Source organism: Streptomyces sp. NPDC002730 (assembly GCF_042888805.1).
In the GTDB taxonomy this organism is placed as follows: domain Bacteria; phylum Actinomycetota; class Actinomycetes; order Streptomycetales; family Streptomycetaceae; genus Streptomyces.
This window is the reverse complement of record NZ_JBIAQG010000002.1, coordinates 555911-582900: the sequence shown is the minus strand read 5'-3', so window position 1 is coordinate 582900 and position 26990 is coordinate 555911. Positions and strand designations below refer to the sequence as shown.

22 protein-coding genes and 2 tRNA genes are annotated in these 26990 nt (G+C 69.5%); 21 read left to right on the top strand and 3 right to left on the bottom strand.

Annotation, left to right across the window (positions count from 1 at the left end; genetic code table 11):
- The first annotated feature begins 171 nt into the window (after window positions 1-171).
- The 9 genes from ACFYXH_RS07525 (at window position 172) to ACFYXH_RS07485 (ending at window position 12970) form a co-directional block, all read left to right on the top strand.
- Entirely contained in the window at window positions 172-2268 is a 2097-nt protein-coding gene (locus ACFYXH_RS07525) for a glycosyltransferase family 4 protein (protein WP_389561172.1), read from the top strand.
- A gap of 188 nt (window positions 2269-2456) precedes the next feature.
- Window positions 2457-3956: an SDR family NAD(P)-dependent oxidoreductase gene (locus tag ACFYXH_RS07520; protein ID WP_389561171.1), complete on the top strand. Its 1500-nt coding sequence runs from the start codon at window positions 2457-2459 to the stop codon at window positions 3954-3956.
- A 134-nt stretch (window positions 3957-4090) separates the two neighbouring features.
- Complete coding sequence (locus ACFYXH_RS07515) at window positions 4091-6262, top strand: hypothetical protein (protein ID WP_389561170.1); 2172 nt, start codon at window positions 4091-4093, stop codon at window positions 6260-6262.
- A 140-nt stretch (window positions 6263-6402) separates the two neighbouring features.
- On the top strand, window positions 6403-7461 hold the full coding sequence (locus ACFYXH_RS07510) for a glycosyltransferase family 2 protein (protein WP_385308336.1): 1059 nt from the start codon (window positions 6403-6405) through the stop codon (window positions 7459-7461).
- Window positions 7462-7816: 355 nt separating this feature from the next.
- The gene (gene proB, locus ACFYXH_RS07505) at window positions 7817-8944 is read left to right on the top strand and encodes a glutamate 5-kinase (protein ID WP_389561169.1); all 1128 of its coding nucleotides are present in this window, start codon (window positions 7817-7819) and stop codon (window positions 8942-8944) included.
- Window positions 8945-9077: 133 nt separating this feature from the next.
- On the top strand, window positions 9078-9596 hold the full coding sequence (locus tag ACFYXH_RS07500) for a hypothetical protein (protein ID WP_389561168.1): 519 nt from the start codon (window positions 9078-9080) through the stop codon (window positions 9594-9596).
- Window positions 9597-9660: 64 nt separating this feature from the next.
- Complete coding sequence (locus tag ACFYXH_RS07495; protein ID WP_389561167.1) at window positions 9661-10953, top strand: glutamate-5-semialdehyde dehydrogenase; 1293 nt, start codon at window positions 9661-9663, stop codon at window positions 10951-10953.
- 239 nt (window positions 10954-11192) lie between these two features.
- Window positions 11193-11804: a hypothetical protein gene (locus tag ACFYXH_RS07490; protein WP_389561166.1), complete on the top strand. Its 612-nt coding sequence runs from the start codon at window positions 11193-11195 to the stop codon at window positions 11802-11804.
- An 89-nt stretch (window positions 11805-11893) separates the two neighbouring features.
- Window positions 11894-12970 carry a hypothetical protein gene (locus ACFYXH_RS07485; RefSeq protein WP_389561165.1) on the top strand — a complete coding sequence of 359 codons (1077 nt, stop codon included), beginning with the start codon at window positions 11894-11896 and terminating at the stop codon, window positions 12968-12970.
- Here ACFYXH_RS07485 and ACFYXH_RS07480 read toward each other — a convergent pair.
- Window positions 12955-14112 carry a M48 family metallopeptidase gene (locus ACFYXH_RS07480; protein ID WP_389561164.1) on the bottom strand — a complete coding sequence of 386 codons (1158 nt, stop codon included), beginning with the start codon at window positions 14110-14112 and terminating at the stop codon, window positions 12955-12957. The genes ACFYXH_RS07485 and ACFYXH_RS07480 overlap by 16 nt on opposite strands.
- Window positions 14113-14222: 110 nt before the next feature.
- Between ACFYXH_RS07480 and ACFYXH_RS07475 the strand changes: the two genes are divergently transcribed.
- From ACFYXH_RS07475 to ACFYXH_RS07430, 10 genes are all read left to right on the top strand, one after another.
- Window positions 14223-14387, top strand: a complete 165-nt coding sequence (locus tag ACFYXH_RS07475; protein ID WP_389561163.1) for a hypothetical protein — start codon at window positions 14223-14225, stop codon at window positions 14385-14387.
- Between the two features lie 108 nt (window positions 14388-14495).
- The gene (locus tag ACFYXH_RS07470; RefSeq protein WP_326649869.1) at window positions 14496-14657 is read left to right on the top strand and encodes a hypothetical protein; all 162 of its coding nucleotides are present in this window, start codon (window positions 14496-14498) and stop codon (window positions 14655-14657) included.
- 37 nt (window positions 14658-14694) lie between these two features.
- Window positions 14695-15318, top strand: coding sequence for a nicotinate-nucleotide adenylyltransferase (nadD, locus tag ACFYXH_RS07465; RefSeq protein ID WP_389561162.1), 624 nt, complete (start codon window positions 14695-14697; stop codon window positions 15316-15318).
- Between the two features lie 19 nt (window positions 15319-15337).
- A complete protein-coding gene (locus ACFYXH_RS07460) occupies window positions 15338-17062 on the top strand; it encodes an LCP family protein (RefSeq protein ID WP_389561161.1) in 1725 nt (574 codons plus the stop codon).
- Window positions 17063-17181: 119 nt separating this feature from the next.
- Complete coding sequence (gene rsfS / locus ACFYXH_RS07455) at window positions 17182-17613, top strand: ribosome silencing factor (RefSeq protein ID WP_327323563.1); 432 nt, start codon at window positions 17182-17184, stop codon at window positions 17611-17613.
- Window positions 17610-18272: a histidine phosphatase family protein gene (locus ACFYXH_RS07450; RefSeq protein ID WP_327328311.1), complete on the top strand. Its 663-nt coding sequence runs from the start codon at window positions 17610-17612 to the stop codon at window positions 18270-18272. Before rsfS ends, ACFYXH_RS07450 begins: the two co-directional genes overlap by 4 nt.
- Window positions 18273-18377: 105 nt before the next feature.
- A tRNA-Ala gene (locus ACFYXH_RS07445) sits at window positions 18378-18450 on the top strand.
- A 363-nt stretch (window positions 18451-18813) separates the two neighbouring features.
- Window positions 18814-18978 carry a hypothetical protein gene (locus ACFYXH_RS07440; RefSeq protein ID WP_327323562.1) on the top strand — a complete coding sequence of 55 codons (165 nt, stop codon included), beginning with the start codon at window positions 18814-18816 and terminating at the stop codon, window positions 18976-18978.
- Window positions 18979-18981: 3 nt separating this feature from the next.
- Entirely contained in the window at window positions 18982-19215 is a 234-nt protein-coding gene (locus ACFYXH_RS07435) for a hypothetical protein (protein WP_026277450.1), read from the top strand.
- Window positions 19216-19381: 166 nt separating this feature from the next.
- Window positions 19382-19454: transfer RNA gene (locus ACFYXH_RS07430), tRNA-Ala, on the top strand.
- Between the two features lie 64 nt (window positions 19455-19518).
- Here ACFYXH_RS07430 and ACFYXH_RS07425 read toward each other — a convergent pair.
- On the bottom strand, window positions 19519-21114 hold the full coding sequence (locus ACFYXH_RS07425; RefSeq protein ID WP_389561160.1) for a ferredoxin: 1596 nt from the start codon (window positions 21112-21114) through the stop codon (window positions 19519-19521).
- Entirely contained in the window at window positions 21111-22565 is a 1455-nt protein-coding gene (locus tag ACFYXH_RS07420; RefSeq protein ID WP_389561159.1) for a hypothetical protein, read from the bottom strand. Before ACFYXH_RS07420 ends, ACFYXH_RS07425 begins: the two co-directional genes overlap by 4 nt.
- Before the next feature lie 562 nt (window positions 22566-23127).
- Here ACFYXH_RS07420 and leuS point away from each other — a divergent pair.
- Complete coding sequence (leuS, locus tag ACFYXH_RS07415) at window positions 23128-25986, top strand: leucine--tRNA ligase (RefSeq protein WP_389561158.1); 2859 nt, start codon at window positions 23128-23130, stop codon at window positions 25984-25986.
- Between the two features lie 118 nt (window positions 25987-26104).
- Window positions 26105-26950 carry a hypothetical protein gene (locus ACFYXH_RS07410; protein WP_389561157.1) on the top strand — a complete coding sequence of 282 codons (846 nt, stop codon included), beginning with the start codon at window positions 26105-26107 and terminating at the stop codon, window positions 26948-26950.
- Window positions 26951-26990: the final 40 nt, after the last annotated feature.

Here is a 26990-nt window from a genome sequence, read left to right as displayed (position 1 = left end):
GAGTTCGACCCGCTCCGGAAGAACAAGCACGGGGCGGCGCGGCGTGAGGCCGAGTCGCCCCGATGAGTCCGGTCCGTATCCATGCGTACGGCGGCGCAACCTCCCACCCCCAATGACCGTCTTGTACGCGGGGGCGGGACGAGGTGTCCCGGCAGACGGAACGGAGCGTTGATGAAGATTTCCTTCCTCATCCACACGATTTATGGCATCGGCGGGACCATCCGCACCACGCTGAACCTTGCGGAGGAGCTCGCCGACCGGCATGAGGTGGAGATCGTTTCGGTCTTCCGGCACCGGGACATCCCGCTGTTCGCCATAGACCCCCGCATCAGCGTCGTACCGCTCGTGGACACGCGTCCGTCCTCCCCGACGAACGAGAAGAAGCACCCGCTCCAGCTGCAGCCCGCCGAGCTCTTCCCGAAGAACGAGGCCCGCTACAAGGAGTACAGCAAGCTCAGCGACGAGCGGGTGCAGGCCCACTACGCCGGGTCGGACGCGGATGTGATCATCGGGACCCGGCCCGGACTGGTCGCGTACGTCGCGCAGTTCGCGCGGGAGCGTGCCGTGCTCATCGGCCAGGAGCACATGACGCACAACCATCACAAGCCCGAGCTGCGCGCCGAGATGTACGACCATCTCGCCCGGCTCGACGCCTTCGTGACGGTCTCCGAGGGGGACGCGGCCTCCTACCGGGAGCAGATGCCGCTGCCCGACACCCGCGTGCTCGCCATTCCGAACAGCGTGCCCGAGCCGATGGTCGCGCCTTCCGACACCTCGGGCACGACCGTGGTGGCGGCGGGGCGGCTGGCTTCGGAGAAGCAGTACCAGGTACTCATCGAGGCCTTCGCCAAGGTGGCCGCCGTCCGGCCGGAGTGGACGCTGCGGATCTGCGGTTGGGGCAACCAGAAGGACCGGCTCCGCAGACGCATCGATGAACTGGGCCTTTACAACAGAGCACATCTCATGGGTCCCCGCTCACCCATCGAACCGGAGTGGGTCAAGGGCGCGATCGCCGTCTCCACCTCTCGCCACGAGTCGTTCGGCATGACGCTCGTGGAGGCCATGCGCTGTGGTCTGCCGGTGGTCAGCACCGACTGCGACTACGGTCCGCGGGAGATCATCGAGGACGGCGTGGACGGGCTGCTGGTCCCCGTCGGTGACGTCGACGCCATCGCCGGCGCTCTGCTGAAGCTCATCGACGACGAGGATCTGCGCCGGCGGATGGGTGCGGCCGCGCTGCGCAACGCACGGCGCTTCGACCCGGGCCCGGTCGCCAAGCAGTACGAGGAGCTGTTCGCCGAACTCGGCGCGGCCACCGCGTCGCGCGGGGCTGCTTCGCGCGGGGCAGCCCCGCGCATCGCCGCCGCGACCGGGGACAGCGAGGAGTTCGCTCCCGTCGCCGACTGTGCGGTGGGCCAGGACGGCGAGCTGGGCGTCACCCTGCTCCCCCTTCCCCCGAGCCCTGAGCGCCAGGACGGCCTGAGGCCGAGCCGGGGCGCCGGACTGCGGCTGGTCTGCACGCACCAGGATGCGAAGGCCGAGGAGCGGGCCTTCGCCTTCGACGCCGAGGGCCGGGCGACTGTCCCGGCCGGTGCGGACTTCGCCGAGGGGGTCTGGACCTGCCATGTGGAGCTGCCGGAGGGCGAGCGGGTGGCGCTCGCGACCCGTGCCGTCGACCAGCGCGGCGCCATGCGGGCCGCGGACCGCATGGTGGCCGGCGCGGCCGTCCGCCAGCTCGTCCCGTATGTGAAACAGGGAGTGCTCTCGCTGCGCTCCTGGGGCAGACCGGTCCATGCCGAGGTCGGCGACATCCTGCTCGCCGACCGGAAGATCATGCTCACCGGCCGGCTGCTCGGCCGGGGCGCCCTGGCCGACGACCCGGTGCTGCTGCTGCGCCGCCGCGGCAAGGACCCGGCCGAGCTGACGTTCCCGGTCGGCCGGGAGGGAAGCGACGGCTTCCGGGTCACCGTTCCGTGTGCGGCGCCGGCGGCCCGCCAGACCGCCGCGCACGACGTCTGGGACCTGTGGCTGCGGTACGCACCCGACGCCGAGCCGGTCAGGCCGGGCCGGGTGCTGGACGATGTCGTGGAGAAGGGGTCCCTCATCCCGTATCCCGGCACCGAGCTGATGAAGAAGAGACCGCTCGCCGCGGTGCGGGCAGTGGCCCGCAAGCTGCGGGGCAGGCCCCAGGAGCGGGTCACGGTCAAGATCTTCTACAGTGCTTCCAACGATCTTGTACTGAACGTTGTCGACAAGCCGATCAAGTAGCTGAGCGCACCATTGACAACTGTGGTGTCAGTCACCCCGGGGGTGGGGCGGGTCGCCGTCATCTCCCTGGCCACAGGGTGAACTTCCCGTATCGCGGAGGTGTGGAGCACCCCAAGCCCGCCTTGCGGGACGGTCACGGAGAGTGCGACCATCGCCCCGTCCCCCACTCATCGCAAGGTAGGTCGTCTGTGTCTGTGCCGCACGAAGCCAAGCCCCGCACCACAGCAGTCGTGCTCGCCGGTGGTACCGGCCAGCGCGTGGGACTGGCGATCCCGAAGCAGCTGCTGAAGATCGCCGGCAAGGCTGTCATCGAGCACACGCTGTCGATCTTCGAGCAGGCAGAGTCGGTCGACGACGTGATTGTGCTGATGGCGCCGGGGTTTGTGCCCGATGTGGAGAAGATCATCGCCAAGGCCGGGCTGACCAAGGTCAGCAAGGTCATTGAGGGCGGCGCGACCCGTAACGAGACCACCGAGCGCGCCATCGAGGCTCTCGGCGAGGGGCTCGCGGAGGGCGAGGACCGCAACGTCCTCTTCCATGACGCAGTGCGTCCGCTTTTGTCGCAGCGTGTGATCAAGGACTGTGTCGACGCCCTCGGCCGCTACCAGGCCGTCGATGTCGCCATCCCCTCCGCCGACACGATCATCGTGACCCGCACCCACGGTGGGGACGGCGAGTTCATCACCGACGTCCCGGACCGCTCCCGGCTGCGCCGCGGCCAGACGCCGCAGGCCTTCAAGCTCTCCACGATCCGCCGGGCGTACGAGATCGCCGCCGGCGACCCCAACTTCCAGGCCACCGACGACTGCTCGGTGGTGCTGAGGTATCTGCCGGACGTGCCGATCTATGTCGTCGCGGGCGACGAGTACAACATGAAGGTGACCCAGCCGGTCGACGTCTTCATCGCGGACAAGCTCTTCCAGCTGGCCTCCACCGCCGCCCCGCGCCAGGCCGACGAGGCCGCCTACCGCGAGCTGCTGTCCGGCAGGACGATGGTGGTCTTCGGCGGTTCTTACGGCATCGGTGCCGACATCGCCGCGCTGGCCGGACAGTACGGCGCCAAGGTGTACGCGCTGGGTCGCTCCACCACCGGCACCCACGTCGAGAACCCGGAGCATGTGGACGACGCGCTCTCCAAGGCGTACTCCGAGACGGGCCGTATCGACTACGTCATCAACACAGCGGGCGTGCTGCGCATCGGCAAGCTGGCCGAGACGGACAACATCACCATCCAGGAGGCGTTGAACGTCAATTACCTGGCGCCGGTGCAGATTGCGCGTGCCTCATACAAATACCTCGCGGAGACCAAGGGCCAGCTGCTGCTCTACACCTCCTCCAGTTACACCCGCGGCCGCGCCGAATACAGCCTTTACTCATCCACCAAGGCGGCCATGGTGAATCTCACCCAGGCACTCTCGGACGAATGGGCGAGCGAGGGAATCCGGGTGAATTGCGTCAATCCGGAGCGCACGGCCACCCCGATGCGGACCAAGGCGTTCGGTACGGAGCCGGAGGGCTCGCTGCTCTCCTCCGAAGCTGTGGCGCGGTCCTCTCTGGACGTGCTGCTCTCCGAGCTGACCGGTCATGTCATCGATGTGCGGCAGCAGGATCCGACCCGCGAGGCGAGCGAGGCCTCGGGCTTCGAGCAGGCGCTCGCGGCGGTCCTGGACCGCGAGGAAGATGTGTAATAATCCCCCATTAAATTACTTTTCGGGCCTCTGTTTTCGCCGTGAGGCGAAAGTGGAGGCCCGATTTCGTGAAGCCCCACCTTCACAATTCCCGCCAAAAGTGAAACAACCGGCACCCTTGGAGCAGGTTCTTCGTGATTTCGACCGCCATTCGTCTGGCACGCGTAGGCAGCCTGTCAGAGCTGGCTGCGGCAGCTCTGATGGGACTCGGCTATCCGTGCGTCATGATCGCCGCGCTGATCCCGAACATCTGGTTCTTCGCGGCTGCCGGTGCCGTGACCTATGCGGCGGACTGGTATCTGCACCAGAAAGGCAGCTACCTGGTCAACCGCCTCAACAAGGTCCGGATCGGCCTGCCGATCCGCTTCCTGCTGCGTGAGCTGCTGCTGGTCCTGCTGCTCGCCCGGGAGAACCTGGCGGACACCCCGCTCTTCTATGCCGCTGTCGCCGGTTTCCTGGTCTTCTACGGTCTCCAGGCGCCGCAGGGTGCCCTGGCGACCCTGATCCGGCTGCGCCGCACCATGCCGGTCGTCACCCGCAACGTCGACCTGCACGCCGTACGCATCCCGGACGCCCCGCCGAAGGCGCTGCTGCGCCGCTCCGGCGAGAAGATGCTCCACCTCGACATCCCTGCCATGGCCGGTGTGGTGATCGCCGCCGGGACCGGCACGGACGTCATCGGATACGCGGGCGTCGCCGCCACCCTCGCTCTCGGACTGATCTACACGGCCGTCCTCGTGCCGTATCTGCGCCGCAAGCGCAGGGTGCCGGGCGCGCCCGCCGTGCTCAAGGCCGTGAGCACCTGGCTGCGCGAGTACCGGCCGACCGTCGTGCTCTACTTCTCCGGCTCCGACGAGTCCGCCTACCAGGTCAACATGTGGCTGGAGACGTTGGAGCACGTGGAGGGCCGGCCGCTGATCCTCATGCGTGAGCGCAGCCTGGTGTCGAAGCTCGCCCCGACCTCCGTGCCGGTGATCTGTGTGCCCGGCGGCACGCATCTGATGAACCTCGACCTCTCCATGGTCCGGGTGACGCTGTACCCGGCCAACGTCGGCAAGAACATCCACATGCTGCGCGTCCCGACCATGAAGCACGTCTTCATCGGCCACGGCGACAGCGACAAGCTCGCCAGCGTCAACCCCTTCTCCAAGGTGTACGACGAGGTGTGGACCGCGGGCCGGGCCGGCCGCGACCGCTACGCGCTGGCCGATGTCGGCGTGCGCGACGACGACATCGTCGAGGTCGGACGCCCGCAGCTGGCCCCGATAGAGACCTGGACCGGCACCCCGAAGAACGACATCCCGACCATCCTGTACGCCCCCACCTGGGAGGGCTGGGACGACAACCCCGGCAACACCTCCCTGCTCCTGGCCGGCGAGAACATCGTCCGGCGGCTGCTGGAGGCCGAGAAGCCGGTCCGCGTCATCTACAAGCCGCATCCCTTCACCGGTATCCGCAACAAGAAGGCCAAGGCCGTCCACGAGCGGATCACCGCGCTGGTGCAGGCCGCGGGCGCCGAGCGCGCCGCCGACCCGCGCTGGGCGAAGGAGGCCGCCGCCGCACAGTCCGGTCAGGCCGCCGCGCGGGCCGAGCTGACCCGTATCGAGGCCCGACTGGCCGCGCTGGCCGCGCCGGGCCGCGCGGGCGGGGACGAGTCGGAGAAGTCGCGGGTCTCGCTCGCCGACCCGGTGCGCCTCTCCGAGATCAAGAAGCTGCGGGCCGAGTGGAACGACGCGTACTGGCGCTCCTTCGGCTGGTGGGAGCACAAGGTCGTCACGGGCTCCGAGCCGAAGCTGTACGACTGCTTCAACCAGGCCGACGGCATGGTCTCCGACATCTCCAGTGTGGTCTCGGACTTCATCGCGAGCGGCAAGCCGTACGCCGTCACCGACTCCGCCGAGCTGGGCATCGAGGAGTTCCAGCGGCAGAACACCGCCGTACGGGCCGCGGTCATCCTCTCCAACAGCGCGGAGGAGATCGGCGAGCTGCTGGACGCGGTGGCCGACCCGGCCGCCGACCGGCAGGCGGACGCCCGGCGTGAGCTCATGGAGTATCTGCTCGGCTCCGACGAGTCGACCTCGATCGAGCGGTTCAACGCGGCGGTACGGGCGCTGACGGACAAGGCCGAGGCGCGCAACGTCGCTGTGGAGCAGCGCATCGGCGGTCAGTTCCTGGGCGAGCTCGACCGTGAGGCCGACGCCGGTGGTGTAGAGCCCAATGGCGTCGCGCCGGGCGGCATCGAGCCCGGCGGCATCGAGCCCGACGGATCCGAGCCCACCGGAGCCGAGGCCCCGGTGGCGCGCTGACAGGTCGGCGCCTCTCTTCACGGCCCGGAAAACCGCCCTCGCAGGCGAGTTTCCGGGCCGTGTCGCATCCGACACGCAGGTGACACATGCGCCGGGCACCATGGCGCGACTTTCCACCGCGTAAGACTGTCGGAGTGTCCATGTGTGAAGTCAGCGTGATCATCGGGGCCTATGAGGCCATGCCCTATCTGGTCCGCTGTCTGGAGTCGGTCGAGGCGCAGACCATCGGTGCCGACCGGATGGAGATCGTGGCCGTCGACGACGGCTCCACCGACGGTACGGGGGAGTACCTGGAGGAGTTCGCGGCCGCGAGCAAGATCCCGACGCGGGTGTTGCGGCAGGCCAACTCCGGAGGCCCCGGCGGCCCGCGCAATGTCGGTCTTTCGCTGGCCCGCGGCCGCTATGTGTTCTTCCTCGACGCGGACGACTACCTCGGTGAAGAGGCGCTGGAGCGGCTGGTGGCGATGGCCGACCGCGCCGGTACGGATGTGGTGCTCGGCAAGGTCGAAGGCGTCAACCGCAACGCCGCCAAGTCGATGTGGGCCCAGAACCTCGAGCACGCCGACATCCACACCTCCAACGTCAAGTTCACGCTGAGCGCGCAGAAGCTGTTCCGGCGCGAGCTGCTCGTACGACTGGGCATGCGCTTCGACGAGACCATGCGGACCGGCGAGGACGCGCTGTTCACGATGGAGGCGTATATGCGGGGCAACGGCGTCTCCGTCGTCGCCGACTACACCTGCTACTACCTGGTGGGCCGGGACGACGGCAAACATGTGACCAAGAGCGGGAGTTACACGCTGCGTTTCCACTCGGCGCAGCGGCTGATGGAGCTGATCGCCGCCCACGAACCGCCGGGCGCGCGGCGCGACCAGCTGATGATCAGGCCGTTCGTGGTGACGCTGCTGCCGCAGTTCGGTCCCGCTGTGCTGAAACAGAGCGAGGAGATCCTGCGCCACAAGATGGAGCTGGCCGCGCCCTTGATGGAGGAGTACTGGACGCCGGGGGTGGCGCGGCGGCTGGGCGGCAGGGACCGGCAGCGGCTCGCTTGTGTCGCCGAGGGGCGGGCGGATCTGCTGAAGGAGGCGCTGCTCGCGCCCGCCGCGCCGCCGCGGAAGGTGTCCTTCGCCCGACGGGTGGTGCGGCGGCTGCGCCGGGAGGTACGGCGGCGGCTGCGCGGGACCCGTACGGCGGTGTAGCGCCGTACAGGTCCCGCGGCCCGGTCTTCCGCCGTCCGGTTTCCCGGCGGCCGGTCACCGGTGTGTACATTCGGCGAGGAAACTGTGGTACATACACCGACCTGGTTCATATGTCCGTCAACTCCCCGTTTTCAGAGACACGTTGAGCCCATCTCTGTTCGCCTCGCCGCCAAGGCCATTGCGCTGGCCGACTGTTCACTCCGGTTCGGGTGTAACGACCCTCGCGAGAGAGGGCATTGACGACCGGTCGGTTGTGCGGTCCGGGGCCGGGGCTGCCGCCCGGACCCTCGGCCGCACTGTCCAGCGAGTGAAATGGCCGAGCACCCACCACGGGCCCTGACATAGATTCGGCCCTGTGACAGTGGCAAGACAGCAGGTAACACAGGCCCGCAGGATCGTCGTCAAGGTCGGCTCGTCCTCCCTGACCACCGCCGCAGGCGGACTCGACGCCGACCGCGTCGACGCCCTCGTCGACGTGCTCGCCAAGGTCCGCAGCGGCGGCGAGAAGGAGATAGTGCTGGTCTCCTCCGGTGCCATCGCCGCGGGCCTCGCGCCGCTGGGCCTGGCCCGCCGCCCCAAGGACCTGGCCCGCCAGCAGGCGGCCGCCAGCGTCGGCCAGGGCCTGCTCGTCGCCCGCTACACCGCCTCCTTCGCGCGCTACGGCGTACGCGTCGGCCAGGTGCTCCTCACCGGCGACGACACCAGCCGCCGCGCCCACTACCGCAACGCCTACCGCACCCTGGACCAGCTGCTCGCCATGGGCGCCGTCCCCGTCGTCAACGAGAACGACACCGTGGCGACGGACGAGATCCGCTTCGGCGACAACGACCGTCTCGCCGCGCTCGTCGCCCATCTCGTACGGGCCGATCTGCTGGTCCTTCTCTCGGACGTCGACGGGCTGTACGACGGGGACCCGGCCAAGCCCGGTACCTCGCGGATCGAGGAAGTACGCGGCCCGGCCGACATCGCACACGTGCAGATCGGCAGCGCGGGCAAGGCCGGCGTCGGCACCGGCGGCATGGTCACCAAGGTCGAGGCCGCCAGGATCGCGGCGGCCGCCGGTGTCCCCGTCGTCCTCACCTCCGCCATTCGGGCCGCCGACGCCCTCGCGGGCCGCGCCACCGGTACGTACTTCCACGGCACCGGACGCCGCTCCGCCGACCGGCTCCTCTGGCTCGCGCACGCCTCCACCCCGCAGGGCGCCCTGATCCTGGACGACGGTGCGGTACGGGCCGTGGTGCACGGCAAGAAGTCGCTGCTGGCGGCCGGCATCGCCGCGGTCGAGGGGGAATTCAGCGCCGGCGACCCGGTCGAGCTGCGCGACACCGCGGGCCACGCAGTGGCCCGCGGGCTCGTCAACTTCGACGCCAAGGAGATCCCGCAGCTGCTCGGCCGCTCCACCCCGGAGCTGGCGCAGGAACTGGGCCCGGCGTACGAGCGGGAAGTCGTACACAGGGACGATCTGGTCGTCCTGCACTCCTGAATCGGCTGAAAGTCCAGTCTTCTGGCAGAGACCTTCACCAAAACCGCCCCACGTTCCGTCCCGGACTGGTCAACTTTGTTGCGGGGGTATGGCGGGGGTACAGCAGGACAACACATGCAACAGGAGGCCGCCGGTGAGACGAGCGCGCCCAGGGGATGTGCCCCGCGGGACGGGGGGCATCCCTCACGCCCGTAGGGCCGTGGGCGAGGAAAGAGCCCTGACCAGCGTCGGAGCGGGCGCCGACTTCGGCGACGCCGAAGAGGATCAGGAGACGGGAGCGGGCACGGACACGTACGGCGAAGAGCACGTGCTGTCCAAGCTGTGGCACATCACGCTCAGCGTCTCCGGCGCCGAAGCCCCGCTGAAGGAGGTCAGGCGCGGTCTTGAGCAGCTCGCGCACGACCATCCCTTCCTGCTGACCAGCCGGTACGCCAACGACCACGCGGAGATCCGCTACTGGGAAGAGGCGCGTGACCTGCACGATGCCGCGGCGGTGGCGCTGCGGCTGTGGGGCGAGCACCGATCGAGCGCCAGGCTGCCGCCGTGGGAGATCGTGGGCCTGGAGGTCATCGACCGCCAGACGTACCACCAGCGCATCGCGGAGGGCTACGGCCCGCCGCCCGCCGCCCCGGTGGGCGTGCACCCCTTCTGAGGCTTCTGTCTCGCAGTGCGGGATACGTGAGGGACGCCCGCGGGGCGCGCACTACCCTGCGGGTATGACGACGTTCTCGCCGCTTTCGCCGTACGACAACCTCTCCCCGGTCGCCCAGGCCGCCTACCGGGCCCGTGGCGCTGCCGCCGACATCGCGCCGCTGCCGCGGTCGGCCAAGGACGACGCTCTGCTGGCGATCGCGGACGCGCTCGAGGTCCGTACCAGCGAGATCGTCGCGGCCAACGCCGAGGACATCGCACGCGCCCGTGAGGCCGGCACCAGCGAGTCGATCATCGACCGCCTCACCCTGACCCCGGAGCGGGTACGGGCCATCGCCGCCGACGTACGGGACGTGGCCGCGCTGCCCGACCCGGTCGGCGAGGTGGTGCGCGGCTCGACCCTGCCCAACGGCATCGATCTGCGCCAGGTGCGCGTGCCTCTCGGCGTCGTCGGGATCATCTACGAGGCCCGCCCGAACGTCACCGTGGACGCCGCCGCGCTCTGTCTTAAGTCCGGCAACGCCGTCCTGCTGCGCGGCTCCTCCTCCGCCTACTCCTCCAACACCGCCCTGGTGAAGGTCCTGCGGGACGCGGTCGGCGGCTCCGGTCTGCCGGCCGACGCCGTACAGCTCGTGCCCGGTGAGAGCCGGGAATCCGTACGGGAGTTGATGCGCGCCCGCGGCCTGGTCGACGTGCTCATCCCGCGCGGCGGCGCCGCACTGATCCGTACGGTCGTCGAGGAGTCGATCGTCCCGGTCATCGAGACCGGCACCGGCAACTGCCATGTGTACGTGGACGCCGAAACCGATCTCGACATGGCCGTCGACATCCTGATCAACTCCAAGGCTCAGCGGCCGAGCGTCTGCAACGCGGCCGAGACGCTCCTGGTCCACCAGGACATCGCCGCCGACTTCCTGCCGCGCGCTCTGGACGCGCTCGCCGAGGCCGGAGTGACCGTGCACGGCGACGAGCGCGTGCTGGAGTACGCCGACGCCTCCAAGGCCACGGTCGTGGCGGCCACGGCCGAGGACTGGGAGACGGAGTACCTCTCGTACGACATCGCCGCCGCCGTCGTGGACTCGCTCGACGCCGCTGTCGCCCACATCCGGCTCTGGTCCTCCGGGCACACCGAGGCGATCGTGACCACCTCGCAGCCGGCTGCCCGCCGCTTCACCCAGTTGGTGGACTCCGCGGCGGTCGCGGTGAACGCGTCCACGCGTTTCACGGACGGTGGCCAGTTCGGATTCGGCGCCGAGATCGGAATCTCCACGCAGAAGCTGCACGCGCGTGGGCCCATGGGCCTGCCTGAGCTGACCTCGACGAAGTACATCGTGACAGGCGACGGTCACACTCGGTAGTCACCGTCCCTGTGGTGACCGCGGGCCGGGGGCGTGTGGGTTGCGCTGGGTGGTGGGTTTCCTCCGGCGAACCGGTGGTCACCGTCCCTGTGGTGGATGTGGGTCGGGGGCGTGGTGGGTTGCGGTGGGTGGTGGGTTTCCTCCGGCGAACCGGTGGTCACCATCCCTGTGGTGGATGTGGGCCGGGAGACTTCGGACTCTGTCTGCCGAAACCGACCGGCCAGGTCTACTCTGAAAGCGTGCCGGACGACGTGGGGGGCAGGCCGTTCCCGGACGGCTGGGAGCCCGACGACGACCGCGGGGGCGCGGACGAGGACTTCGCCTCCGTGGTGTTCGATGAGGACTTCGTACGGGCCGCCGAGTTCCATGAACCGACCGCCGTCGAGCGGCTCCTGGCCGCCGCGCAGGCGCGCGCCGAGGCTGAGGCCGCACGCGCCGGATACGGCGGTGGAGCGGCCGACGACGAGTTCTACGACGACGGCTACGGTCCCGGCGGCGAATTCGGCCGCGAGCGCGCGTACGACGACGATGACGAGGCCGCGGACGGCGAGTACGGCGGACCCTACGGACGCCACGGCGGCGCCCTGCGCCCCTACCGGGGCAGCGCCCGCTGGCACCGCCCGGTGGCCTGGATCCTGGCCCTGGTGATGGGCATCGGCATGGTCGCCCTGGCCTTCACCGCGGTGTACCGAGGGGCCGCCGGCAACCGTCAGGACCGGGTGCCGCCGCCCGCCACGACCGGCGTCGACTCCACACCGTCGAGCGGCTCCGCCACCGGCCGGGTCGGTGGACCCTCCGCCTCTGCGGAGTACACGGCGCCGGCTGTCTCCGCCAATCCGCGCACCCCCTGATCAGCCGCTGAACGACCGCGTAAGAACTCGTCGGAGTTTGTCACGTACCAGCGCGTTTACCAGGGCCCTGCCGGACCTACCCTGAAAGTATGGCTGGGCGCGGAGACCCGCCTGAGGGGACACCCGAGGGACTCCCCGGCGGTGGTGAGGACGAGTACCGATCCGTCGTCTTCGACGAATCGTTCGTACGGGCTGCCCGGCTGCAGGAATTCTCCGCGCAGGAGCGGATGGGCGAGCACGCACAGGCCGTACGCAGCCTCCCCGCCTGGGGCCGCAGACGCGGCTCGAGGCAGGTCCTGCTGCTCGTCCTACTGGTCGCCATGGCCTTCGGAACCGCGATCTACCTCGGCGTCCGTCACCCCTACCAGGTTCCGCAGTTCAAACAGGCGGAGCCGCTGCGCATCACGATGATCCCGCTCGCGCCGCAGGGCCCGGTCCCGGGCGGCACCCCCGCCGACCTCTATGCGCACAGTCCCGCCGCGCAGTTCCGGGTCGGCGCGGCGGGCATCACGCTTCCCGGCGTCCGGCGCACCAAGAGCTTCTCGGAGGATCAGGTACTGACCGCGCTGACCACCGCCAAGGACTACCTTGTCGAGTCCTCGCTGGACCCCGATGTGCTTACCGGCGGTGCCGTGCGGCCCGTGCGGCTGATGCTCGACCCGGCCCAGCTGGAGCAGTTCGACCGGAGCATCTCCTCTCCGGCCGGCGACGGCCGCCACGCCGCCACTGGCTGGCTGGTGCGCTACGACCCCGCGAAGGTCGCGCTGGCCGACCCCCGCGTGCGGGTGCAGGGCACGCTCACCGTCGCCGAGGCGGGGCCCGACGCCCTGGAGGTGACGTCGGACCACACCTTCGCCTATGCGCTGCGGCCGGTCGCGGCGAGCGGCTCACAGGCGAACGAGGCCTCGCTGTTCACCGTCCGCCGTGAACTGCACTTCCGCTTCGACCGTGAGGACCTGCGCCAGCACCGGGTCGAGCTACTGGTCAGCTATGTCCAGGCCGGACCGCAGGCCTGCTCGGCGGACGCGTCAGGCACCCTGCGCCCGCTGCTGGCCGGCCAGCGGGCGAGCGCGGACGGTCCGGCGGGCACCGATCCTTATGCGACGGGCCAGGCCACCGCGGCGCTCTGCGGGGCGCTGTCGCCCGGTGCTCAGCCCTTGCCCTGACCGCCCTTGCCGCCCTCACCGCTGTCGTTGTCGTTCGCAGGACCGCTGCCATTGCCGTCGCTGCCACCGCCGCCGGTGCTCCCGCCGGAGCTCCCACCACTGGCGCTGCCGCCGTTGTCGCCTCCGCCCGTGAACTTGCCCCGCAGCTTGCCGCCCAGATCGCCCGCGCCGCCGGCTATGTCACCGACCAGCTTCATCAGGGGATCCTTGCTGGTGCGGACGGTGTCGGCGTAGTGCGAGGCGGACTGGCGGAAGGAGTCGGACACCGAGGTGTCCTTGTCCTCCGTGCGCCGCGGGTAGTGACCGTCCATGATCCGCTGGTAGTCGCGGCTCGCGGCCCACTTCTTCAGCTCGGCGGCGCGCACCGTGGTGAACGGGTGCGAGCGGGGGAGCAGATTCAGAATCTTCAGCACGGAGTCCCGCAGATCGCCGGCCGCCTCGTACTCCTCGGCCTGCTGCAGGAACGCGTCGACATTCATCTCGTGCAGGTGATTGCCGCCGGCGATCTTCATCAGGCCGCGCATCGACGCCTGCAGGTCCTGGCCGACCAGTAGCCCGGCGCGGTCCGCCGAGAGCTCCGACTTGCGGAACCACTCGCGCAGCGCGGTGACGATCGCCATGATCGCGACGTTGCCGAGGGGGATCCAGGCGATCTTCAGCGCCAGACCGGTGAGGAAGAGCAGAATCGTGCGGTAGACGGAGTGGCCGGAGAGGGCGTGGCCCACCTCGTGTCCGACGACTGCCCGCATCTCCTCCTCGTCGAGCAGCTCCACCAGCCCGGTGGTGACCACGATGATCGGTTCGTCCAGGCCGATGCACATGGCATTGGGCCGCGGGTCCTGCGTGACATACATCGCCGGGACCTTCTCCAGATCCAGGATGTAACAGGCGTCCCGCAGCATGGTGTTGAGATGCGCGAACTGCGCGTCGCTCACCCGCACCGAGTCGGAGAGGTAGAGCAGCCGCAGGCTGCGCTCGGGCAGCAGTCCGCTGAGTGCCTTGAAGACGGTGTCGAAGCCGCTGAGCTTGCGCAGGGCGACCAACGCCGAGCGGTCCGCGGGATGTTCGTACGCCCGTGAAGAGATGCCCGGGAAGCGCTTGCGCTGCCTGCTCGGAACGTTCTCGTGATTGCTTTCGGTCATCAATGCCCCCTGTTGGCGCGAGTCCCTGCTCGTCCCCCTGACGGACCCCAGCGTAGGTGCTGGGGCTACGGTGTGGCGGGGGCTGTGGATAACCGAGGAGGACACCCGACATGCCGGACACCGCCGCACTGCTCGCCGCCGAAGCCGCGCAGCAGGGACTGGGCAACACGCTGCGCGTCCTGCTGATCGCCTCGATCGCCGGAGCAGCTCTGCTCGCCTGGTTCCTGCTGCGTGGCTACCGAGGAAACGGCAGCGACGAAAACCACAACGACTGAGTCGGCGTGAGCGTGCCCGGGCGGCCCGCATACGATGTGCGCGAAGTCTCTCCGCTCCGATTCCCGAGCTCCGGCTCCCGGACTCCCGATCGATAGGTTCCGCTGAAGATGAGCCTCACCAGCACCGCCGCCAACCTGGTCACTCTTGCCGAGGGCGCCGAGCACGGTGGCAACCACCCAAGCCTCAGCCCCTACCTCACCGGTGGCGGCGCGCTCTTCGCGCTGCTCCTGCTGCTGTGGATCACCACACGCTTCAACCGCGACCGCTGAGTCGGAGCCGAACGTCGTGCCAGTAGGCTCTGCACGCATGGGAGAGCAGGAAGTGCCTACCGGTTCCGGTTCCGGCAAGCGTCGAATCGGCGTGATGGGCGGGACGTTCGACCCGATCCACCATGGACACCTGGTGGCCGCCAGCGAGGTGGCCGCCCTGTTCCACCTCGACCAAGTGGTGTTCGTACCGACCGGGCAGCCGTGGCAGAAGAGCCACAGGGTGGTGTCTCCGGCCGAGGACCGCTATCTCATGACGGTCATCGCCACCGCGTCCAACCCGCAGTTCTCGGTGAGCCGCATCGACATCGACCGCGCCGGGCCGACTTACACGATAGATACGTTGCGGGACCTGCGCTCCCTCAACAGCAACGCGGATCTCTTCTTCATCACGGGAGCCGACGCGCTCTCGCAGATCCTCGGCTGGCGGAACGCGGAAGAGCTGTTCGCACTCGCCCATTTCATCGGTGTGACCCGGCCGGGTCACGACCTGACGGACGACGGGCTGCCCGAGGGCGGGGTCTCTCTGGTGGAGGTTCCGGCGCTGGCCATCTCGTCGACCGACTGCCGGGCTAGGGTCGCCAACGGCGATCCGGTCTGGTATCTGGTGCCGGACGGTGTGGTGCGCTACATCGACAAGCGCCAGTTGTACCGCGGCGAGTGAGCCACGGAGAGGGGCACCGGTGAACGACCAGCAGAACCCGTACGACCCGTACTACCAGCAGCCGCAGATCATCGGCTACGACGAGTACGGGCAACCGGTGTATCAGCAGCCCCAGCAGTACGACCCCTACGCGCAGCAGCAGCCCCAGCACCCTCAGCAACCACAGGCTCCCGAACAGGGGCAGGGACAGGGGTACGGCTACGACCCGTACGCGCAGCAGCAGCAGCAGCAGGCAGGCCAGTCCCAGCGGCCTCAGCAGTACGACCCGTACTACCAGCAGCCGCAGTCCCCAGGGCAGAGCCAGGACCAGGGATACGGCTACGACGGGTACGGCTACGACACGGGTACGCAGCCCGCGGCCGTCGACACCACCCAGCAGTGGAACATCCCGCAGCAGCAGGCCCCGGCCGAGCCGCAGGCGCAGTCGCGCCCGCAGGCGCCCGAACCGGCTGCCGTGCCGGAGCAGCGCCGCCCTGCCGCCGACCGTGACTACCGCACCGAGCAGTTCTCTTTCATCGAGGAGCCCGACGAGGACTCCGAAGACGTCATCGACTGGCTGAAGTTCACCGAGAGCCGCTCCGAGCGGCGCGAGGAGGCCAAGCGCCGCGGCCGCAACCGCGTCGTCGCGCTCGTCGTCGCACTGGCGCTGGTCGTCGTGGGCGGCGTCGGCTACCTCTGGTACGCGGGCAAGCTGCCCGGCTTGTCGGACGCGGACAAGAAGAGCAGCACGGCGACCGGACCGCAGAAGCGGGACGTGATCGTGGTGCATCTGCACAACACCAAGAAAAAGGGCACCTCCACGGCGCTCCTCGTCAACAACGCCACCACCAAGCAGGGCACCACCGTTCTGCTCCCCAACTCGCTCTCCGTCGCCAACGACGACGGCACCGCCACCACGCTCGGCAAGTCCGTCGAGGACGACGGCTCGACGGGCACCCGTGAGGCGGTCGGCACCCTCCTCGGTGCCAAGATCACCGGCACTTGGCGGCTCGACACCCCGTTTCTGGAGAACCTGGTCGAGCTGGTCGGCACCATCGACCTGACCACGGACACCGAGGTGCCCGGCGCGAAGAAGGGCGAGGCGCCGCTGGTGAAGAAGGGCGAGAACCAGACCCTTAACGGGCGGATGGCCGTCGCGTACGCCACCTACCTCGGGCCCGGCGAGGCCGAGGCGAAGCAGCTGCAGCGCTTCGGCCAGGTCATGCAGGGCGTCCTGCGGAAGTTCCCCGACGACCCGAAGGCGGCGACCGTCACCGTCGAGACGCTGGCGCAGATTCTCGATCCGTCGCTGCGGGAGAGCGATCTGGGCGCCTCGCTGGCGAAGCTCGCCGAGCACGCCAAGGGCGGCGACTACAAGACAGCCGTGCTTCCGGTCCAGCAGGACGGCACGCTCACCGAGCAGACCGCCAACAGCGTCGTCAAGGACGTCCTGGGCGGCACGGTCACCGCACCGGAGAAGGGCGCGGCCATCCGCGTGGGCGTCAAGAACGCCACCGGGAACACGAGAGCCACTGAGTCCGCCCGGATCGCCCTGGTCAACGGCGGCTACTCCGTCCTCGACGGCGGCAAGGCCGGCGACACCGTCACGTCATCGAAGGTCACCTACGGAGACGTGGCGCAGAAGGCGAAGGCGGTCGAGGTCGCCAAGACCCTGGGGCTGCCGGCGAGCGCGGTCGAGAAGGGCAAAGCCGTCACCAACGCCGACGTCTCGGTCGTCCTCGGCAAGGACTACGAGGTCCAGTGACAGGGCGACCCATCAGGTCCGAAACAGGTGACCCATCGGGTCCGAAATAAACGCGGCATGGGCTGTCGGCGGTCCGTGAGACCCTTGAAGGGTTCCCGACCGCCGACGAAAGCCTGCTTGTGACCGCCACGGATCGCTCCATCGAGCTCGTCAACGCCGCCGCCCAGGCGGCCGCCGACCGGCTCGCGCACGACATCATTGCGTACGACGTCAGCGATGTGCTGTCGATCACCGACGCCTTCCTGCTCGCTTCCGCGCCCAACGACCGCCAGGTCAAGTCGATCGTCGACGAGATCGAGGAGCGGCTGAACAAGGAGCTCGGCGCCAAGCCGGTGCGCCGTGAGGGCGACCGCGACGCCCGCTGGATCCTGCTCGACTACATCGACATCGTCGTGCACGTCCAGCACAGCGAGGAGCGGGTCTTCTACGCCCTGGAGCGGCTGTGGAAGGACTGCCCCGAGCTTCCTCTCCCCGAGGACGCCCTGAAGACCCGCGGCAAGGCCGAGGAGCACGCGCGGCTCGCCGGCGACCCGGACGGTGAGCTGAGCTGAACGGCAGAGACAGCCGCGAGCGCGCCACGGGACGCCGCGTCGTCCTGTGGCGGCACGGCCAGACCGCCTGGAACCTGGAGCGCCGCTTCCAGGGCACCACGGACATCGCGCTGACCGAGACCGGTGTCGCTCAGGCGCGCCGATCCGCCCGGCTGCTCGCCTCGCTCAGGCCCGATGTGATTCTCGCCTCCGACCTCAAGCGGGCGGCGGCCACGGCCGGCGAGCTGGCCGAACTCACCGGGCTCGACATCACCTACGAGGCCGCCCTGCGCGAGACCTACGCGGGCGCCTGGCAGGGTCTGACGCACGAGGAGATCGTCGCGCAGTACGGCGAGCAGTACGCCGCCTGGAAGCGCGGCGAGCCCGTGCGCCGCGGCGGCGGTGAGCTCGAGACCGAGGTCGCGGACCGGGCCGCTCCCGTGGTGCTGCACCACGCCGAGAAGCTCCCCGAGGACGGCACGCTCGTCGTGGTCAGCCACGGCGGCACGATCCGTACCACGATCGGCCGGCTGCTGGGCCTGGAGGCCCACCACTGGGAGGGCCTCGGAGGGCTCTCCAACTGCTGCTGGTCGGTGCTCGGCGAGGGCGCGCGTGGCTGGCGGCTCCTTGAGCACAACGCCGGCACGCTGCCGGAACCGGTCCTCGGCGACGACGACTGAACCCGGCCGGGCCCGCCGCTCGGCCCCGCACCCCCGGATTTCACTTTCCGGCAGGTCGCAGGCTAAAGTTCTTCTTGTTCGCAGCGCGGAGCGCGAAGAACACGCGGGGCTATAGCTCAGTTGGTAGAGCGCCTGCATGGCATGCAGGAGGTCAGGAGTTCAATTCTCCTTAGCTCCACAATCCGGATCCCGTCCTCGTCAGAGGGCGGGATTTCGCGTTTCCCGGCCGGCCTTCCGGCCGGCGGGCGCTCGGCGCCTACTCCGCGGTCCTTGCCACCGGGGCCGCTGCCGGGCAGGCACGCTCCCTTCGGTCAGGTGATCGGCGTCGTCGCATTCGGCACACTCTTCCTGAATCGGCAGACAGTACACGGGGCGCATGGGTCCGCCGATGCGCCGTGGGCGTGCGCCCTGGCGCCCGCAGCCGCGTCGATCTTGGGCGCGGTGGCTGGTCTCGTACGCAAACGCCGCTGACCCTCTTGCGTGGCCATGGCAGAATCGGACGGCCGGAGGGGACACCGGCGAGGACGGGAGGGAGAGCACAATGTCCGCCAGCAGGAGCGAGAAGGCCGATGACCTGCTTGCCGCGGCGGAGGTACGTGCTTCTCTCAGCTGCCCGTCCTGCGGATCGGCCCATGTCGCCCAAGTCCTCGGCGACAATGGCGGGGTTTCCTACGTGTGCACGGCCTGCGGCCACAGCTGGAGCTGAGTGATGGGTGCACACAGGCGGAAATGCGACTGGTGCGGCAGTGGTACGCCGATCGTCCGGGACATGGATCCGGTCAATCCCGAGTACCAGTACTGGTGCGAGGAGTGCGCGCGGGCGCTGATCATAAAAGGCGACCCCATCGAGACCTACCGCGAGCTCGAGGGGGAGCCGATCTACGGCCGTCTCCTCGATGAGCACTGCACGTTGAAGCGGTTCTATTCGTTCGCCACAGCATGACCGACACGGCCGCGGCCACAGTCATGGTCACGGTCATGGTCCCGAAGTGGGACGTTACCGGCCTTGTTCGTGCAGACCCGAAACGATTTGGCGATGGACCGGGGTGACCGTTAATGTTGTCGACGTCGCCGAGGGGGAAACTTCCGATCAAGGCGGCACACCGCAAGGGGCTATAGCTCAGTTGGTAGAGCGCCTGCATGGCATGCAGGAGGTCAGGAGTTCAATTCTCCTTAGCTCCACAGAAGCAGTAGACACAAGGAAGCGGGCCATCCGGATCGGATGGCCCGCTTCCTTGTGTGTCCGTCAGCCGCGGCCGCTGCCAAGGGCCTTGCGGTTGCTGCTCGGCAGCGCCGGCCGGCCGGAGGGTGCGGGCGCACGGTCGGCCGGAGACTGCTCGATACGCATCGCCAGCGCGGGGCACCGGCGTACGGCCCGCTGCGCACTCCCCCGCAGATGCGTGGGGACGACCGCGTCGGCCACCGACGGGAAGCCGTCGGGCTTGAGCCGGATCAGCTCGGGGATGATGTCCGCGCAGAGCCCGTGGCCCTGGCAGAGCGTCCAGTCGATGAAGATCTTCTCGCCGCTCGGAATCGACTCCACCGCCTCCTCGTAGCCCGGCTCGGGCAGCGGCAGCACGCCGGTCGTCTCGCGTCCGCAGCCGCCGTGGAGCACATGGGCGGCGAGATCGTCCGTGAAGGCGGACAGGGTCGAGGCGAAGAAGCGCGCCGAGCCGTCGGGGTGCTTGCACGCGCCCCGGCCCTTCACGGCCTGGGTCACCTCGCGCAGCGCCTCCAGGGCGGCCGGGCCGCCGCCGTTCATGACGTCGGACAGGCCGCCGGCCGCCGCGGGCAGGCCGAGCTTGCAGGGACCGCACTGGCCGGCCGTTTCGGCGGCGAGCCAGTTGGCCACCCGCAGCGCCTCGCCCAGCGGGCAGGTCTCGGGGCCGATCGGCAGGATCGCGCCGGCGCCCAGCGCGCCGCCCAGGGAGGCCAGCGATTCGCGTGAGACGAGCGCCGTGTTGACGGCCATCGCGTCGATCCAGTTGCCGTGGTAGCCGCCGGTGAGCACGCCCTGGGGGAGCGGCGGGGCGCCCGCCAGCTGCAGCACGTACCGCAGCGGCACGCCGGTGGGGACCTCGACGACCATCGGGCGCGCGACCGCCCCGGAGATCGTCAGCATGACGGTGCCGGGCTCGGTCTCCAGGCCGGTGTGGCTGTAGCGGCGGGCGCCGATACGGGCGCCGATGGCGAGCTGCGCGAACGTCTCCGCATTGGACAGCAGGGTCGGGGCCCCGCCGACGCCGGTGTCGGAGGCGCGTTCACGGCGGCCGGGCGGCAGCGCGGGGCCGCCGTTCACGGCGCGGATGACGGAGGAGGCCTCGCCGGAGACCATGCGCTCGGGGGTGCGCACGACCCGCGCGCGCAGCTGCTGCCCGCGCCGGTCGGAGAGTCCGCGCTCGGCCAGGGCGGCGCGGATGGAGATCTCCGTCGAGTTGCGGGTGACCGCGACGACCAGGGTGCGCGCACCGAGCGCTTCGGCGGCGATCAGGGCGCCGTCGAGGATCAGATGGGGCGCGCGGTTGAGCAGCACGGTGTCCTTGCGGCAGGCGGGCTCGCCCTCACTGCCGTTGACCACGACGACGGGCCGCACCCCGCGTCGGATGGCGGACTTGGCTACGGCGCGCAACTTCTGCCCGAAGGGGAAGCCCGCGCCGCCGCGGCCGCGCAGGGATATGTCGTCGGCGAGCTGGGCGAGCCGCTCGCCGGTCATCGGTTCAAGAGGGCCGTGCACCTTGAGATGCATGGGGAGGTCGAGTCGCTCGACAAGGTCGAACCCCTGCGTCAGCTGGGGAAGGCCGACGACGCGGACCTCGGGGACATCAGGAAGGGGGGTGTTCACGGTCGGTCTCCTGCGGGCGCGTGCCAGGGTTCCCCGGCCGGGGGCGGGAAGAGAGGCCCGGGCATCTGCGCCGTCTCGTCGTACGCATCGGCGGTGCCGGGTTGGTACGGGGACGAAGGTGCTTCGTACGGTGTTGAGGGGTCGTAGGCGGATGAGGGGTCGTACGCGAAGGGGGCCGCGTACGGAGCGGTGGGTGTGTCGTACGACGCGGGGGGCGCGTCGTACGACGTGGGGGGCGCGTCGTACGAGGGCGGCGGCTCGTAGGCCGGCTGAGCGGGGGGCTCGTATGCGGGCGGCACCGACGGCGCGGACGGGACGGCCTGCGCGGGCGGCGGCGGTGACGGTGTGGGCCAGGCGACGGGCGGGGGACCCGACTCCGAGACGACAGGGATCTCGTCCGTCATCAGGATGCGTTCGGCCAGCGGGGCCGTCTGGTCGCCGGCGAGGGACACCGCCCGGTACGCGGCGGAGATGCCGGGGCCGGGGCCGACGCCACTGCTGCCGAGAGGATCCGTCTCCGGGGGCGGAGGGGCCTCGTAGAGCTGCGGTGAGGGGGCGGAGAGCCGTGGGGGCTGCGCACGCGACTGGCCGAGCGGGGTCTCGCGCTGGAACTCCGCCTCGTAGGCGCGCTGCGAGGGAATGCCGTTCATACGGTTGAGGCCCGCCGGTGCGGTCACTCCGCTTGCGCCGGGGAGCGGGGAGACGCCGAGATCGCGCTGTGCCCTCTCGTCCGCCCGCGACTTGTCGTCGTCCGAGCCGGTCAGAGAAAGAATCTTGTTGGCGATGCGTCGCTGTACAGGCCGTGGCAGCATCCGTACCGAGACGGCTGCTGCGACGCCGGCGAGTGCCAGGCAGTACATCGTGACCACCCAGGTCGCGGCGGGACGGCCGGTGTACAGCCCGTGCACGAGGGCGAAGCACCATGCCGGGTAGGCCAGCATGTGCAGCGGCCGCCAGCGGCCCGCCACCCGGACGTTGGCCGCGAGCGCGCTGCGCAGCGCCCCTGTCGTCGCTGCGACGATCATGAGGAAGCCGGCCAGCGAGCCGAAGCCGATCAGGGCGGACGTACCTGTGACGCCGAGTCCGAACGGGATCAGCGCGCCGATCAATTCCACGTGTCCCAGCGAGACCTTGACGGTCACGTGGAGCAGGAGGAAGCCGAGCGAGGCCACCGCGGTGCTCCGGTGGACGGCCTGGGCGACAAGGCGGTGCCGGGTGGAAAGCAGCAGCCTGTCGGTGGCGATCAGACCCCACGCCACGGAAGAGGTCAGGCACAACAGGGACAAAACCCCGGTGGTGAAGTCGAGCGCGGCACGAAAGCTGTCACTCCCGCCGACGGCGAGCAAGGGTATGAGTACCAATGCCGCTGCGGTCAGGCCACCTTGGGCCTGGCGGCTGAGCCCGGCGCTCGGTGCGGGTGACGAACGGCTCTTGCGATTGCGAGGGTTCATGGGGCGACTCCGAATGGTGCGGGAAATACGGTCCCGTTGACGCATGCTAAGTCGACCCATACCGAGTGGTTCGTGGTTTGAGCGTTTAGAGAGCGGAACCACAGACAACTGACTCTGGGGTTGCCCCGGATAGGGGGGATACGCCGAGTAACTTGTGTGCCTCGTGACGCGAACCGATGCGCCTCGCGGTGTGCGCCGGGGTTCGGCGCGGGGCGTGCGCCGGGGGTGCGAAGAGGCGCAATGGGTGACGGAGTGGTCGCCGAGGGTCGCCCGGGAAGTCGGAGCGGCAGCTCGGGCGGGCGGGGTCGCGGGTGGCCGCCGGGTGGCGCCAGTCCTTGCCGCTCGCCCTCCACCGACCGCCGAAGCGGAGTCGTGCGGGCGGTTCGGTCGCTGCGGTACTCTGCTGCTATGCGTGCCGTACGCCTTCTGCTTAGCGAGCCGCGCTGATCAGTCCCGACGGATGAAAGATCCGGTTGGAATCGGCGCGGCGTCCCCTCCTGTGCGAGGGGCTTTTTCGTTTTCGAATCCGCTGGCAGAGACGATCGATGGAGCTTTAAGGATCATGAGCGAGACGAATTCCGCTGCCGCCGCAGAGGTGGCCGCAGCGCACCGCTACACGGCTGCCATGGCCGCCGACATCGAGGCACGCTGGCAGGACGTCTGGGACGCCGAGGGTACGTACGAGGCGCCGAACCCGAGCGGTGAGCTGGCCGGGGACGCCGTGCTGGCGGCCAAGCCCAAGAAGTTCGTCATGGACATGTTCCCGTACCCCTCGGGCGCCGGCCTGCACGTCGGGCACCCGCTGGGCTACATCGCCACCGATGTCTTCGCCCGCCATCAGCGCATGACCGGCCACAACGTCCTGCACACGCTGGGCTTCGACGCCTTCGGCCTGCCGGCCGAGCAGTACGCCGTACAGACCGGCACGCATCCGCGGGTGTCCACCGAAGCCAACATCGAGAACATGAAGGTCCAGCTGCGCCGGCTGGGCCTGGGCCACGACAAGCGCCGGTCGTTCGCGACGATCGACCCGGACTACTACAAGTGGACCCAGTGGATCTTCGTCCAGATCTTCAACTCCTGGTACGACGAGGACGCGCAGAAGGCCCGCCCGATCGACGAGCTGGTCGCCCAGTTCGAGAGCGGTGAGCGTCCGACGCCCGGCACGCGCGCGTGGAGCGAGCTGAGCGCCGCCGAGCGCGCCGATGTGCTGAGCGGCCACCGGCTGGCGTATGCCTCCGACGCGCCCGTCAACTGGTGCCCGGGCCTGGGCACCGTACTGGCGAATGAGGAGGTCACTTCGGAGGGTCGCTCCGAGCGTGGCAACTTCCCCGTCTTCAAGGCGAAGCTGCGCCAGTGGAACATGCGCATCACCGCCTACGCGGACCGGCTGCTGGACGATCTGGACGCACTGGACTGGCCCGAGGCCATCAAGCTGCAGCAGCGCAACTGGATCGGGCGCAGCGAGGGCGCGCGCGTCGACTTCCAGGTCGGCGGCCAGGACGGCGCGAAGGTCACGGTCTTCACCACCCGCCCCGACACCCTGTTCGGCGCCACCTACATGGTGCTGGCCCCCGAACACGGGCTGATCGACTCCATCGTCCCGGCCGAGTGGCCGCAGGGCACCAAGGAGGCCTGGACCGGCGGTGCCGCCACTCCGGCCGAGGCTGTTGCCGCGTACCGCAAGCAGGCCCAGACGAAGAGCGACGTCGAGCGGCAGACCGAACACAAGGACAAGACCGGCGTCTTCACCGGTGCCTACGCCCTGAACCCGGTCACCGGCGCACAGATCCCGGTCTTCGTCGCCGACTACGTTCTGATGGGCTACGGCACCGGCGCCATCATGGCCGTCCCCGGACAGGACGAGCGTGACTGGGAGTTCGCCGAGGCCTTCGAGCTGCCCATCATCCGTACCGTCCAGCCGCCCGACGGCTGGGAGGGCGAGGCATTCACCGGACAGGGCCCGGCGATCAACTCCGCCAACGACGAGATCTCGCTGGACGGCCTGGGCGTCGCCGAGGCCAAGGCCAAGATCACCGAATGGCTGACCGAGCGCGGCATCGGCGAGGGCACAGTCAACTTCCGGCTGCGGGACTGGCTGTTCAGCCGGCAGCGCTACTGGGGCGAGCCCTTCCCGATCGTCTACGACGAGGACGGCATCGCGCACGCGCTGCCCGAATCGATGCTGCCGCTGGAGCTGCCGGAGGTCGACGACTACTCCCCTCGTACGTTCGACCCGGACGACGCGGACACCCAGCCCGAGACTCCGCTGTCGCGCAACGAGGACTGGGTCAATGTGGAGCTGGACCTGGGCGACGGCGTCAAGCGCTACCGCCGGGAGACCAACACCATGCCCAACTGGGCGGGTTCGTGCTGGTACGAGCTGCGCTATCTGGACCCGCACAACAGCGAGAAGCTGGTCGACCCGGCGATCGAGCAGTACTGGATGGGGCCGCGCGAGGGCCAGCCGCACGGCGGCGTCGATCTGTACGTCGGCGGCGCCGAGCACGCCGTACTGCACCTGCTGTACGCGCGGTTCTGGTCCAAGGTGCTGTTCGACCTGGGGCACGTCTCCTCGGTCGAGCCGTTCCACAAGCTGTACAACCAGGGCATGATCCAGGCGTACGTCTACCGGGACAGCCGCGGCTTCCCGGTGCCGGCCGCCGAGGTCGAGGAGCGGGACGGAAAGTTCTACTTCGAGGGCGAGAGCGTCAAGCGCGAGCTGGGCAAGATGGGCAAGTCCCTGAAGAACGCCGTCACTCCGGACGAGATCTGCGCCGAGTACGGCGCGGACACGCTGCGTCTGTACGAGATGGCCATGGGCCCCCTGGATGTTTCGCGGCCGTGGGACACCCGGGCCGTCGTCGGCCAGTACCGCCTGCTGCAGCGGCTGTGGCGCAATGTCGTCGACGAGGCGACCGGTGAGGTCACGGTCGTCGACACCGAGCCCGACGAGGCGACGCTGCGTGCGCTGCACAAGGCGATCGACGGCGCCGGACAGGACCTGGCGGCCCTGCGCTTCAACACCGCCATCGCCAAGATCACCGAGCTGAACAACTATCTGACGAAGGCGGGCGGCCCGCTGGCGCGGAGCGTGGCGGAGCGACTGGTGCTGCTGATCGCCCCGCTGGCCCCGCACATCGCCGAGGAACTGTGGGACAAGCTGGGGCACACCGACTCGGTCGTGCACCAGGCCTTCCCGGTCGCCGACGCGGCGTATGTCGTGGACGAGTCAGTGACATGCGTTGTGCAGATCAAGGGCAAGGTGAAGGCGCGGCTGGAGGTGTCCCCGTCCATTTCGGACGAGGAGCTGGAGGCGCTGGCGCTGAATGATGCCGCAGTGGTCGCGGCGCTGGGCAGCGCGGGCATCCGCAAGGTGATCGTCCGGGCGCCGAAGCTGGTCAACATCGTGCCCGCCTAGGGTCCGGCCGGTCTCACAGGGGTTTCCCCTACGGGCAGGTTGGGGGTTCCGATGGAACCCTCGGCCTGCCCGTTCCGTTTACCGTGGAAGGACAACATCCGACGCCGGAGGGGCGCTCATGGAAGCCGCGATACTGATTCTGGCGCTGCTTTTCGTCGCCTTTGTGGCGTTGGGGGTGTATGTGAGCGTGAAGGTGATCGGCGCGGCCAAGCGGGGCGTAGAGCGCACGGTCACGCAGGCGCGCCGCACCGTCGAGGAGACCACGCTGCGGGCGAAGAGCTACGGGCAGGGCGGCGTTGCCGGCGAGCTGGCGCAGCTGCGGCTGTCGCTGCGTACGTCGATGAGGGCGACGCAGGACGCGCTGCACGCGGGTGTGGCGGAGGACGCCTCGCTCTCCGAGTCGCTGGACCTGTTCCGGCGGCTGAGTGCGCACGGTCATGAGCTCGACGACGAACTCAAGCGGCTGGAGCGCGAGCCGGACCGGGCGACGGTGGTCTCACTGCTGCCCGGGTTGCGCGAGCGTACGGAGCGGATCACGCGCTCTGCCGAGTCGCTGCGCTGGGCGGCGCGGGACCGGGCGCGGAAGTTCGCGGACGACGATCTGGATGCGCTGAGCGTGCAGATCGATGTGGAGGCGGGGGCGCTGCGGCACTGGTCGGGTGAGGGTGTGCCGGGCGCCGATATGCAGGATGTGCCGGTTGTACCTGACGCCGCGGAGCCGGGGTCCTGGCCGGAGGCGGGACGGACCGCCGGGGCCGGAGAGGGCGCAGCGGGCCATGGTGTCGCGTCCGAGCAGACCTGGCCGGAGTCGGTGGCCAGCACCGGGGCCGAGTCGGGGGCCAGGTCCGAGGCCGGGCCCGGGCACACTGTGGCCGAGCAACCGCAGGCGATCACGGCGCGCGACCCCCGGCAGCAGACCGCCTATCCCTGGCAGAAGAAGGCCCGTCCGGAGACCACGAACTGATCCATCGGCCGGGGCGACGCGGTCATTGGCAAGGGGCCGG